This is a genomic window from Nostoc sp. C057 (genome assembly GCF_013393925.1).
Lineage (GTDB): Bacteria > Cyanobacteriota > Cyanobacteriia > Cyanobacteriales > Nostocaceae > Nostoc > Nostoc muscorum_A.
The window spans coordinates 1,913,249-1,926,002 of record NZ_CP040281.1 but is presented as its reverse complement, the minus strand read 5'-3'; the positions used below and the strand labels follow the sequence as shown (position 1 = coordinate 1,926,002).

The window sequence follows — 12,754 nt, the reverse complement described above, 5'->3', positions numbered from 1 at the left end:
AGAGAAACCTCTACCTTACATTTCTACCCCAGTTTTACCCCAGTTCTTTACCCAAACTACCCAAAATTACCCCAAAAATATTGGAAGGCTCTTGAAACAAGCTCTACAACTACCATTAGAAAAGGGCTTCAAAGCCCTGTAATGCTTATATTTTTTTGAAGGCGGCACCCGGATTTGAACCGGGGGTGGAGGTTTTGCAGACCGGTAGCTTCGCACCCTTTGGACACTCAAGCGCTTTTGTGGTCAATAATCCAACCAAACACCATTGACTTTGAATATCATTTTGAATATCATTGTAGGGAAGTAGAGGTTAGTGATATTCAAATGGGAACAGCCAAGACAGTTAGGACAGCCAGGGGTAATGTAGGGGTTGAGGAGTTCAGAGGAAAGTTTAGGCTCCGGTTGCCCAGGTCAGTAACTCCCCCAGGGAAACAAGCCATCATTAGTACTGGGCTGGATGCTAATGAGATTAATAAGAGGAGGGTTGATTCAGTAGCCAACTGGATAGAGGAAGAGATAATCACTGGGCAGCTTGACCCAACCCTTGAGCGCTACAGAGAGAAACTAGATAGCTACAGGAAACCTCAGTTAACCATAGTTAAGCCTAATACACCACAGACAGACATCATGGGGCTATGGGAGCAATACTGTGCTTATATGAAGCCTCAGCTAGCCTCAACCACATATCGGCGCGATTATGCTAGAAAGTATACTAACCACATCAAGGCATTACCTACTAAAGACTTGAGTCAGGCGATCGCTATCAGAGATTATCTGCTAACCCAACTAACCCCTAATGCAGCCAAGCGGGTACTAACATACCTAGCCGCTTGCTGTAAATGGGCTGTTGGCTCCGGTCTGGCAAAGGATAATCCATTCGCCGGAATGTCAGAAGACATCAAGCTACCTAAGCATGATTCAGATGCCATTGACCCTTTTAGTAGGGCAGAAATGAATACCATTATCAAAGCATTTGAGGATACCCGGCCCCACTATGCACCCTTTGTTAAGTTCATGTTCTGGACTGGATGTAGAACAGGGGAAGCGATCGCGCTTCAATGGCAACATATTAACTCCGATTGTACCCAGATTACATTTTCTGAATCCTATGATAGCCAGCTAAATATCAGGAAGGGGACTAAAACAGGCAAGGCTAGGAAGTTCCCTTGTAATAGCCAAGTCAGAGAGTTATTACTGTCCATTAGGCCCATAAACCCCAACTCAGAACAATCAGTATTTACCAGCCCTACCGGGGGAATCATCAGCAATACTAGATTTTCTACTCAGGTCTGGAAAGGTGGCAGAACAAGTAATAAAAACTACAATGGGGTTATTCAGGGGTTATTAGATGAGGGTAAAATAGAGCGCTATCGGTGCCCATATAATACCCGGCATACTTTCATTACATTAATGCTGGCTGAGGGGTTAACAGTTTCCACAGTGGCAAAGTTGGTAGGAAATAGCCCAGAGATTATTCTGAAGCATTATGCGGGTAACACAGTACCCTTAACCCTCCCAGAACTCTGATGATCGGGTTAACCCCCTGAATAACCCCCGGACTATTCCAAGGGTTTTGTTGTTAGTTACTGGGATTTTAGGAAGTCTAGCCAGGTGTCCAAAGGTCTAAATAAATGCCTGGGCACTCCATAGGATAGCTCTTTAGATTTTATCCTTAACCAGCTTGTCTCTCTAGTTAGCCTATCCGCCTCAGTTACCCTGGCTTCCCCTGTGTTGCGATCGATGGCAACTACAAAGTGAACTGGGAACCTATATCGCTCCCATCGGCTTGCAATACCGCCTACCAGTAAGTTATGATTTTCAAAGATGCCTGATTTGGACTTTACTTCAATGTTGTAACCTTTACCTCTGTGGATAACTCTGATGTCCCTTTGGTACTTGGGGTATAAGTCTTGGGCTAGCTTAGACTGAATCCGCGATCGCCAGTTATCCGGGTCAAGTCTATAACTTCCATAGACCGATCGGTATGTCATGTACTGGTCTAACTGGTAAACCCGGTCTAACCCTTGAGTGTTAAGATACTCAGTTAGGCTATACTCCCATGAGTTACCACAGGCTAGCCGAACCTCAATAGGGTCGGTAAAATAATTACTATGGCGCTTTCCCCCATTATGGGGAATACTGTTCATAGTATTTGTTAAAGTCGATAAGTTGTTTTAATAGCTCCCTTGGGTACTGGTAATACCTGGGGGAGCTTTGGCTATTCTGGTAGGTCTTGGGCTTAAATCGAAATATTTATCAGATGTATCGAAACATTTCGATTGATTGGTTTAATGCAGGTGGTCTTGGTACTGGTTAATAATGTCTTGGGAATCATCTTGTAAAACCTTGGCGCGTCTTGGGTTGCCTGAAGCTTTGATAACCCGGCGCTTACCTGTCCTCTGTTTAGTCTCAAGGACTTTGATTAATCGCCTTTGCTGTGCTAGGGTCAACCGATCGAATATATCCCTTTGGTCAGCATTCAAATCAAACTTGGTAAATACTTGGTTGCGGTTAATCATTGGTTTTCCTTTGTGTGGTTAGTTTCTGGAAAATGAGTCTCAGGTAATCCAAGCTGGGCTTCTAGAGAACCGATGTTGATACTTACACTTACAACAGGGTCAGGGATTACCTCCCTAGCCATCCTGTCTTTAACTAGCTGGCTGGCCCATTCCCCCATTTCCTTAAGCATCCTGGCTACCCTTAGATTGTTATCAGCATTAAACTGTGCAGCCAGTGAATCAGCAGCCTCTAGAGCGATCGCTAACAACCTTTCTTGTCTGGCATCAGTGGTCAACCCATCGGCTGAGACATTAGTGGTTAGCCTAGGGGCTACCGGGTGGCTCTGGTAGTTAACAGGGGGCGATACTACCCTTGGAAATCTGAAATCGCCTCTGTCAGACTAATGAGAATCCTAAGACTTTAATAGGAAGCCATAAAGCATCATCGCCAGCGCAAGCTAGTTACCCTAATGCCCAATACCCAATGACCGATGCCCAAACAAAAGCCCCCTGGAAGGATAACCAGAGGGTAAATGACTTACTGAAGAATATTTAGTTAAAAAATAGGGTTTTTATAAAAGTTACAGTTAGAGACCATTTATAAAGTAAATCTTTAGACGGCTAGACGACGTAACATAATACGAGTCATAACGGCATATATGGCAGCTTCACTCATTTCAGTCAGGCGTTCGTAATCTTTACTCAAACGATGGTACTGGTTAAACCAACCGAATGTTCTTTCTACTACCCAACGCTTGGGTAAAACTTCAAATTCTTTATTAGTACGGCGCATGACCTCAACATGAGCTTGAATCATCAACCAAACAGCCAGCGCAAACTTATCGCCGTCATACCCCGAGTCAACCCACATGACTTCAACTTTTTCCAATAATTCTGGGCGTTCTTCCACCAGTTCCATCAAGGCATACGCTGCAAGCACTCTTTCAGGAGCATTGCCTTCGCTCACAATCACTTTGAGCAATAGCCCAAGGCTATCAACGATTGTTTGGCGTTTTCTTCCTTTGACTAACTTGCCACCATCAAAGCCGTACACATCCCCCTTTTTTCAGTCGTTTTTACCGACTGACTATCTGCTGCGATCGCACTTGGTTGTGTTGACCTACCTAATTTTATGCGAACTTGATCGCGCAGTGTATGGTTTAATTTTTCCCAAACTCCCTTGCGTTGCCATTTACGGTAATAGCTGTATACCGTTGAGCTTGGCGGGAAGTCCCCCGGAAGCATATTCCATTGACATCCAGTTTTCAAATGATAATAGATGGCATTGCATATTTCACGCATATCTGTTGTGCGTGGATGCCCTCCTTCTTTAGCTGGTGGAATCAAGGGAGCCAAGATTTCCCACTCTATATCAGTTAAATCTGTGGGGTAAGACTTTCGCGCCATACCGACTATCTATGTAAATACACTGCACATGAAGTATTTTATCGTTATCATAACTCCTTTCTCCTGGCTTTTAGATTTACTTTATAAATAGCCTCTTACCTCTACTTAGTCAGATGCTCAACTAACTTCCTTAGCACTGCGGTGTTAGCTGCCAAGTCGCGGTCTAAGCGCTCAAGGGTTGCCTCTGTTCTCAACTGGGTTGCCTTGACAGCTTGAATATCCACCTGTAGTTCCTTGAGGGTTACTGGCTTGACTGATGAGGTATCTGACTTGGGCCGCCATAGAGATGCCATTAGCCGATGCAAGCGATTGGAGCTTCTGATAGAGATCATAGGACAGGGTAACAGGTAACTTAAGGGATGCCATTAGATATCTCTTGGATGTCTAGTTATACCTAGAGATAGTCAAGTTAACCCCTAAACCGCGCATTTGAATATCAGTTTGAATATCATTTACCGCAGTTTGTTTGTTTCTGGAAGTCCTAAAAGGCTGAAAGCCTTAAGGCGGCACCCGGATTTGAACCGGGGGTGGAGGTTTTGCAGACCTCTGCCTTACCACTTGGCTATGCCGCCACATCAACACTATAAAGCCTTTTTGTCTACCACTTGATATCTTAAGGAGGCAATAGCATCAGTTTGACAATAGTAGCACAAGATTGTGAGGTAGAGATAGTGGGTTAACTGGATGTTTTTGGTATTCTTTTAGTCTTGCATCGGCATCCAGGTTCTTGTTATATCTGGATTAGCGATCGCTAATCCAAACTTCTGTCATAATGACGCAGTGATAATTTAGCACTTAACCCGTGATTCCTGCGACGTTCATCAATATCTACCACAAACGGCTCACTCACTTTGAGCATCTAGCGCGTTAATTAGCTTTGACTTCATCGGCAAAATTAGCCCATCGGACAAAGTGAAAGGGGCCGGCGATGGAACCCCACAGACGCTCATCAGTGTCTAAATCCCTTCCCCGGTCGAGGCTGAAAAATTCTTTAGCGTCAATCTCAAATTCGTTATCTAAATAAGTATTTTTGCCGTCGCGAACCACAATGCAGCCTTTACCAGGTTCAACCCTGCCTTTAAAGCTATTACCTGTCCACTCTACAATCATGTTGCAGCCTGACATTTTTTCCAGTTGGTCAACAGACAACTCTTTGAGGCGTTCGGGTTCACGAGATGCACCATAAAATTTTTGTTCTTCTTTAACGGTGTAGTGTTCAATTGCAATGTGGTTTTCTGCGGGAATCAACTTCATTACCCGCATCCGGTAGGGTTGATTGAGCATAAAATCATAAGCTTGTTCGAGAAACAAACTTACCCCTGAGAACAATTCCAAGGGAAGGGGACGGATACACACACGAATGTGGGCATAAAAAGGCGGATTTTCAAAAGCTTGTTCTTGATTACTAAAGTCAGCTGACATCCATCGGGCTAAGGTAGCAATATCAGTAGAATGAGTCACGTTGCTTCGCTCCAAATTCAAAATTCAAAATTAATAATCCCCCTAAATTTATTTAGGGGCTTGTATTTTTTTTCTTTGTTGGTGATTATTAAAATGATCAACCAGTTGATTAAAAATTCTTTAGGATTATACCATTTTGGATTTTAAATTTTAGATTTTTGATTGGGCATTGCCTTGCTGCATCTTGCTTAGTCTGAATTCATCTATCGCAATCATTTGGCAATTTGGGATTATTTTGACACTCGCCATACTGAAAATATTGGCTGCGATACCTCCGGTGGGATTTGCCTACGCAATTTTTCAATTAGATATTACGATCGCTGGTATTTCCAGGTTACTTAAAATCCCATTGCCTCGGCGACTGCGCCCAATTCTGCTGCAATCCCCTGTTTAAATTGGCTGTGATTGTGTTTAATGGCTGTATCTGGGTCTTTTAGACCATTGCCTGTGAGGACACAAACCACAGTCGCTCCTGTAGGAATTTGGTCTTTTACCTGCAATAATCCGGCTACAGAAGCGGCGCTAGCAGGTTCGCAGAAGATACCTTCTGATGATGCTAAAAGTCGATAAGCATCGAGAATTTCTGCATCGGTAACGGCATGGAAATTTCCCTGACTTGCGGTTTGGGCTGCGATCGCTAATTCCCAGCTAGCAGGGTTGCCAATGCGAATTGCTGTCGCTAGGGTTTCGGGATGCGCCACGGGCTGACCGTGTACTAATGGGGCTGCACCTGCGGCTTGGAATCCCATCATTCGGGGTAAGCGATCGCACTTTCCATCTTGATGATATTGACAAAAGCCCATCCAATATGCTGTGATATTTCCCGCATTGCCTACGGGGATACACAGCCAGTCTGGGGCATCACCCAGCGCATCGACGATTTCAAAGGCTCCAGTTTTTTGCCCTTCTAGGCGGTAGGGATTGACGGAATTTACCAAAGTGACTGGATAGCTTTCGGCCATTTCGCGGACAATTTCTAGCGCTTGGTCAAAATTCCCTTTAATTGCCAATACTTCTGCACCATACAGTAATGCTTGGGCTAACTTGCCCAGTGCTACATAACCGTCGGGAATTAATACAAAGGCATTCATGCCTCCACGCCTTGCATAAGCGGCGGCGGCGGCTGAAGTGTTACCCGTGCTGGCACAAATTACTGCTTTTGCTCCTGCTTCCTTGGCTTTGGAAATTGCCATAGTCATCCCCCGGTCTTTGAAGCTGCCGGTAGGATTCAGACCATCATATTTTACAAAAACCCGTACTTGTCTGCCAATACGTTCTGCGATCGCTGGCACTGGTATTAGAGGTGTATTGCCTTCCAAAAGAGTGACGACCGGGGTTGTTTCACTGACAGGCAAGTATTGGCGATAGGCTTCTATCAGTCCGGGCCAGGGTTGGCGATGAGATTTAGCAACAGAAAGGCTCAAAGTCACAGGATTTAAAATTTCTTAATGTTAAGGATTCGATATTTAGAGAAAGTGGCAGATGGAAGCGGAAGAGGAAGAAAGTGAATTTTTCTTTGCCCTGTCCCAGCCCTTTAATTCCAAAAGAATATTACTTATAGAATATTATTTTTTGTGGTGCAGGTGTTTCACTTGCCATTTTTATTTAGAATACCAGTTAAATAGGCAATGTGCTGTCTCTCCTTGGCAGTAGCCTTGGACGAGTCCTTGCCCAAGACTACTGCCAAAAAGAGTGGATATTAAAAAGGTATATTTTTAAGGCGATTGGGGGAATCTCTGCTGTATCAGTCCTCAATTTTCATAATCTCGCAGAATTCTTGATGTAGTCTACATATAATTCGTGCGTAAATTCCCTAAAAAGGGCGATAATAATTAATACAACCATAATTGACAGGCTATCAATTTAAGTATTGCTAAGTACCGTCAGGTGGGCGGAAGCTTTGCACACTTAGGGCGCTGTTCTGTTTGGAACACAGCCATTATGCTCGCCGTCTCTTATGATTGAACCTAAAACCCATTAGAGTAATTGATGAAAAATATACAATATTTTAATAAAGCTTAAAAGAGCATTATTATAATATTTCTAATGGTGTGAGTTAAATTGTGGATTTAATTAGCGATGCCTACTTGTTTATCTAGTGTTTCCGATCGCGAGTCCCAGGCTAACTGGGTCAGTAAGCTAACCAAATCTTATTATCAAGACGATCAGCAAGCGAAATTGATGCATTTACAAGCAGAAGTAGACTCTCTGTTGCAGCAGTTGGAAAACTTGAAGAACCAACGTCTAGCCGAAACTAACCAAAAAGAATAAGTCAATTTTGGAAATAGCGGTCGCCAGTGCCTCTTTAATTTAAATTTGATTAGGGGGCGTGCTATTCAAAGCGCTGATTTTTCTCTGACCAGCGCCTCAGACTGTAGTTATGAGCATTTTCAACTAATAAAGCTAAAGATTGCACGTCTGAAAGCTTGGCGATCGCAGAGAGTCTTTGTAAGTCATTTTTGGTAAAATCACTGTAAATGACTTGATTGCTGTCAGACAAAATTATAGTCCGGTCGCGGCGTTCTTCTATGTTTTCCGCCTGGATTTCAGGTGAAGACTGATTCAAGGATGCTATTGCTGCTGCTGAGATAGTCAGTATTATTTCTGGTTGAGCATTATTTGTTAAATCAATCACTTGAACGGGCCAATCACCCAACTTCCCCTGCATCTGCTCAAAGGTAGGAATAGCACCAGCCGCAACTTCGCCAGATTGCTGTAAAGATTGCCAGACACTCGATAATATTACCTTCACCCCTTGGGGATTTTGTTGATGCAGTTCTTGTAGAGTGATGGGAGATGGTTGTACCCATTCCAGTGCTGCATTAGTCAAAGCTAGAGGTTTGGGTTGGAGAACATCGTTTTGATTCTCTGGAATTTTTGGGCCCGCAGCCAATAGGCGCAAAACTTTACCCTGTAGTTGCACTGCTTTGATAGCGGCTATAGTAATTTTTTGTTCTCCATTTGGCAACCAGACTATAATCTGGATTTCCGGGTCAGAAATGATTCCTAAAGTTTTCCATAAAAATTTGGCGGCGGAAGTTTTAGGTGGGTTCAAATTCTCAAAGGGGGAATTTAGCCAGCTTTTACCGTCATTAAATGCACTCACCTCTACCTGATACCAAACTTGATTATCAGTGAGTTTCAAGTCTGCTGAGGAATTTGGTTGCAGCCACTCGCTGCTAGTAACTTGAGTAATTGGTTGCACAGTACCAATAATCTGACTAGGGTGAGTAGAGGATATTTGCGACTTTGCAGCCTCACTATTGAGTTTTGCTAACAGACCTTGAATATAGACAAGATTATCTTTTGTAATTTTTGGTTGCGTCTTTAACCAGGAATTAGCGTGTTCTTCTCCCTGCTGAACTGCCAAAATCAAAGCGAACCAAGCTTGCACATCTAGTCTATTTGGGTTCACCCGCAACGCGGCGGCTGTGCGATTCCACAACCGTTTTTTATCAGCTTTAAGTAGAGTAGTAATTTCTTGAGTATTATGTGGCGACGCTTCAAACACCTGTAATGCTTTCCCCCAGCGACCATCAATCAAGTTTGCTAGCACTTCTTGGCTAGGACTTGCCCATTTTTTCTCGGCTTGGGTTTTAGTAAGTTGGGAATGCAAGCGAATCAAGTCCATTTGCGCTTGCGCCACCTCTGGAAAAACTCCTTTGCGCTGTTTCTTGATGAATTTCAACCATTCAAAGGCTGGTGTCCATAGTCCACTACGGGCAATTGACAGGGCGTTTTGGTATGCAGAATCTTTGAGGGCTGCTGATTTGAGGGTAATCGCCTCCAATTCAATTGGTTTGAGGAATAACCTCACAGGCTTGACTTGGTAAACCTGTAAGTGCGGTTCTAAACCTATAGTTTGATCGACAACTAACTCTTTTGTACCATCACCAGTTACCTGCTGCCATCTGGGTAATTGTCCGTTGGGACTTGTCCAAGACAACATTTGTAGTAAATTGGTGCGTTGTGGATTGTAGTATACAACTTGACCATAAGCACCAGTTCCTGGTTGGCGTTGACCCCGCAAATTAAACCAAACCCCTGGTGATGGTGTCCCACCGTCAAAGCGTTGCACTTTAGTTAAAGGTAGGGGAACACTGATATCTTGGGGTTCTGATGTCTCATCAAGTGAGGGTGAAATCACAGAGGATTCCTCTGGCCCAGTTATAGGTAATTGAGTGGCTAAATAGTAGTAATTTTCGGACTGAGATTTAAACTCTAACTCTTTTGATAGCTCGTAAACCCTGAGTTCCACAAGTTTTTTACAATCAGATTGACAATTAGGACGCTGTTGCAAAACTGGCAGTAAAAAAGAGTCTTTGGCATCTTGACGTAAAGGCAGAGTTTCGCCAAATATTTGGTTGTTTTGACTCAAATCGAGTTGAATTTGTTTGATAGTTTTGGGGCGTTCGTGGTTCCCAAGGGGGATTTGTGCCCATACAGGTAAAATTTTATTTAGCCAGCTTACCTGGTCTGGATTAAAGATGAAGAGAACGCTAACCCAGGCGAAAACCATAATTAGACTAGCACTACTTAACAGAATTGCGATCGCTAGCGTTGACGACAACCACCTTCCCCCTTTGAGCTTTTTCTGGGGTTTTTTAGCGATGCGTTTCATCACACCTGTATGAGGTTTATTTTGTTTAGAGGCTTTTGGTGTCAGCTTGCGTGGACGATTTGCCATAGATTGGAGATTGGAGACTGGGGATTGGGGATTGAAAAAGAGGCAAGGGGAAAGGGAGCAGGGAGCAGGGGGGACAATTCAGAAAGGGGTATTCAGACCCATGTTCCGCTCTACTTCACGGCTCTCGGTTGGGGTCATTTCCCCCTGCCTCTTCGTTGAGAAAACTCTTTCCTAGTTCCTAGTACCTAGTCTCCAATACCCAATACCCTGTTATACTCGTCCTTTCAGAAGTTGCCCAGAAAGATTAAGTCTAATTTTGGACAAAATACGTAAATTTTCCCATGTGAACGCTAGACAATAGCGCATACACTCTTCACTTAAGTATGTGAGCAGAGTGTAAAAAGTTGAAAGGTATACTTATTAGCCGCAGTCATCGCAAAACCTGGATGCTCGCATGGTTACTCATTGCGGGAGTAAATGGAGTTGCCCAAAAAGCATCAGCACAAGAGTACATCAATACAGAAGCTACTCAGGCGCAGGAGAGTATAGATTTAAATTCTCCTCCCCTCTCCCCCATAAATCCGATGGCGCAAGTTACATCGGTTTCTCAACTCAAAGACGTACAACCCAATGATTGGGCATTCCAAGCATTACAGTCTTTGGTGGAACGCTATGGTTGTATAGCAGGGTATCCAGATAGTAGCTATCGCGGTAATCGCACCTTAACTCGGTATGAATTCGCCGCCGGGGTGAATGCTTGTTTGGATAGAGTCAACGAATTAATCACTACAGCCACCAGCGATTTAGTTACCCGCGAAGATTTAGCAACATTACAAAAATTGCAATCAGAATTTGCCCCTGAATTAGCAACTCTGCGGGGTCGTGTCGATAGTTTAGAAGCCAGAACTGGCGAACTTGAAGCCAACCAATTCTCAACAACAACCAAACTCAGTGGACTACTAATAGTTGGTATTCAAGGACGGACTAGCAATCGTGGTGATGTCAATCCTAGAGATGGACAAAAAGATACAGATGATGGCGGGACAAACATTAATGTTATATCCTTAGCGCAACTATATTTGACTAGTCAAATCACTCCTAGTAGTTACTTGTTTACAGGTCTTATAGATGGTAAAGGAAAAACTTCGCCTAGATTTACCAATAGTGTTTCCCGGAATGATGTTTTACTTGGCTACGAATTTCCTACAGATAGCTTGATTCTAAGTGACCTCAATTTTCATTGGCTGGTGACGGATAAATTAGCAATAATGGTGGGAACAGAAGGCGTAAGTATGCCTGCTGCTTTCCGAGGCCCCAATCGGGTAGAAAGTGCTGCAACAGGGCCGTTGTCTTATTTTGCCCAAAGAAACCCAATTTTAAATATGGGATACGGTCACGGTGGTATAGCTATTGATTGGCAATTTGCTAAACGCGCTAGTTTGCAAGCAATTTATACTAGTTATAAACCAGGTAATCCCGGTAACAGTAGCGGTTTATTCGATGGAACCACTACTACTGGTGTGCAATTGCTGCTAACACCAACTGACACTCTAGATTTAAGCTTGTATTATGTCAACAATTATTCTTCGGATGGTTGTTTGCTAACCTTTGTTGGTGATGAATGCTTAACTACAGTTAATACCACTACCGGAAAATCAGCACCTTTGCAAACTAATGCTGTGGGTGCGACTGTCACTTGGCAAATTTCACCTCGTATTAGCGCAGGTGCGTGGGGTGGTTATACTAAATCTTACATTCCGGGTCAATCGGGAAATGTAGAAACGACGAATTATATGGTGTTTATGAATTTCCCTGATTTATTTGCTAAAGGAAATTTGGGGGGAATTTATGTCGGTCAACCTCCTAAAATAACTAGTAGCGACCTACCTGTGGGTAATAATGTCCCTGATTTTATTAATACCGGTTTAGGACGTGCAGGTGGACAACCAGGAACTACGACTCAAATTGAGGCATTTTATCGTTTTCAGCTAACTGATAATATTAGCATTACACCAGGAATAATTCATCTCTTGCAGCCTGGTAATACACCAGATAGTGACTCAGTTACCATCGGCATTCTGCGGAGTACTTTTAGTTTTTAATTTTGCTTGCAGACAAACATTATAGAGCTTACAGCATATAAGACGAGAGAGCCATCTGATAAATTAAATTTTTTGGCGATTTTTGTGTGAGTTCTGGAGATATAAAAAAAGGTTTGGCGGTGAGCCAAACCTCTATATAAATCCAGTGCATAACAACATCCCGAATTAATTTACTCATTATTATATTCATAGGGCATCTTCCTATAGGATGTGTGCAAATATCCTCAAACCTGATAGGATATTTTCCTAGTATCATTGAATACCTCAAATAGAAAATTAATCTGCCAAATGTTAGAAGCTATGGCAGATTAATTTAGATATTAAAGATAGTAAAAAAACTCAAAATATTTTTATATCTAAAACTTGCATAAAAGCAATTTTTCCAACTAGTAAACAAAATAAAAGACGGGATAAATTATCCCGTCTAAATAGCTTGAAAGTGGCAATACACCTTGGAATATGCAAAAAACAGCACAAATAAAACTTAATAGGTTGTAAGACAAACAAATAATATGAACAAAAAGAATGCTAGTTGAGCTTATTCTTAATGTTTCAATCATTTGCATTCTAGCTAATATATCACAGCTTAATTATAATTTAATGTCAAAATGCCAAACAATTAACAACAAAAAAGACGGGCTAATGCCCGTCTTCTGTAT

At 42.7% G+C, this 12,754-nt stretch carries 12 protein-coding genes and 1 tRNA gene; 3 read left to right on the top strand and 10 right to left on the bottom strand.

All coding sequences use genetic code 11. The features are described from left to right. Window positions 1–324 precede the first annotated feature (324 nt). Window positions 325–1,527, top strand: coding sequence for a tyrosine recombinase XerC (gene xerC / locus FD724_RS08810; RefSeq protein ID WP_179072338.1), 1,203 nt, complete (start codon window positions 325–327; stop codon window positions 1,525–1,527). A 56-nt stretch (window positions 1,528–1,583) separates the two neighbouring features. On the opposite strand, the gene FD724_RS08805 is transcribed toward xerC, so the two are convergent. From FD724_RS08805 to thrC, 8 genes are all read right to left on the bottom strand, one after another. Beyond that, window positions 1,584–2,147, bottom strand: coding sequence for a hypothetical protein (locus FD724_RS08805; protein WP_179072337.1), 564 nt, complete (start codon window positions 2,145–2,147; stop codon window positions 1,584–1,586). Between the two features lie 141 nt (window positions 2,148–2,288). Next, a complete protein-coding gene (locus FD724_RS08800; protein WP_179072336.1) occupies window positions 2,289–2,519 on the bottom strand; it encodes a hypothetical protein in 231 nt (76 codons plus the stop codon). Further along, entirely contained in the window at window positions 2,516–2,794 is a 279-nt protein-coding gene (locus FD724_RS08795; RefSeq protein ID WP_179072335.1) for a hypothetical protein, read from the bottom strand. The genes FD724_RS08800 and FD724_RS08795 overlap by 4 nt, the downstream gene beginning before the upstream one ends. Before the next feature lie 317 nt (window positions 2,795–3,111). Further along, window positions 3,112–3,905, bottom strand: a protein-coding gene (locus FD724_RS08790; RefSeq protein WP_179072334.1) for an IS5 family transposase whose coding sequence is annotated in 2 segments (ribosomal slippage) — window positions 3,112–3,566 and window positions 3,566–3,905 — 795 coding nt in all. Because the reading frame shifts where the segments join, the coding sequence is not laid out codon by codon here. A gap of 101 nt (window positions 3,906–4,006) precedes the next feature. After that, window positions 4,007–4,198, bottom strand: coding sequence for a hypothetical protein (locus tag FD724_RS08785; RefSeq protein ID WP_179072333.1), 192 nt, complete (start codon window positions 4,196–4,198; stop codon window positions 4,007–4,009). A gap of 208 nt (window positions 4,199–4,406) precedes the next feature. Beyond that, a tRNA-Cys gene (locus FD724_RS08780) sits at window positions 4,407–4,477 on the bottom strand. A gap of 295 nt (window positions 4,478–4,772) precedes the next feature. After that, the gene (locus FD724_RS08775; RefSeq protein ID WP_179072332.1) at window positions 4,773–5,366 is read right to left on the bottom strand and encodes a chromophore lyase CpcT/CpeT; all 594 of its coding nucleotides are present in this window, start codon (window positions 5,364–5,366) and stop codon (window positions 4,773–4,775) included. Between the two features lie 338 nt (window positions 5,367–5,704). After that, the gene (gene thrC / locus FD724_RS08770) at window positions 5,705–6,796 is read right to left on the bottom strand and encodes a threonine synthase (protein WP_179072331.1); all 1,092 of its coding nucleotides are present in this window, start codon (window positions 6,794–6,796) and stop codon (window positions 5,705–5,707) included. A gap of 649 nt (window positions 6,797–7,445) precedes the next feature. Here thrC and FD724_RS08765 point away from each other — a divergent pair. Further along, window positions 7,446–7,637, top strand: coding sequence for a hypothetical protein (locus tag FD724_RS08765; protein ID WP_114082085.1), 192 nt, complete (start codon window positions 7,446–7,448; stop codon window positions 7,635–7,637). A gap of 61 nt (window positions 7,638–7,698) precedes the next feature. On the opposite strand, the gene FD724_RS08760 is transcribed toward FD724_RS08765, so the two are convergent. Next, window positions 7,699–10,053, bottom strand: a complete 2,355-nt coding sequence (locus FD724_RS08760; RefSeq protein WP_179072330.1) for a hypothetical protein — start codon at window positions 10,051–10,053, stop codon at window positions 7,699–7,701. A gap of 386 nt (window positions 10,054–10,439) precedes the next feature. Between FD724_RS08760 and FD724_RS08755 the strand changes: the two genes are divergently transcribed. Next, the gene (locus FD724_RS08755; RefSeq protein ID WP_179072329.1) at window positions 10,440–12,095 is read left to right on the top strand and encodes an iron uptake porin; all 1,656 of its coding nucleotides are present in this window, start codon (window positions 10,440–10,442) and stop codon (window positions 12,093–12,095) included. 28 nt (window positions 12,096–12,123) lie between these two features. Here the strand turns inward: FD724_RS08755 and FD724_RS08750 are convergent, their stop codons facing one another. After that, entirely contained in the window at window positions 12,124–12,285 is a 162-nt protein-coding gene (locus FD724_RS08750) for a hypothetical protein (RefSeq protein WP_159402461.1), read from the bottom strand. Window positions 12,286–12,754: the final 469 nt, after the last annotated feature.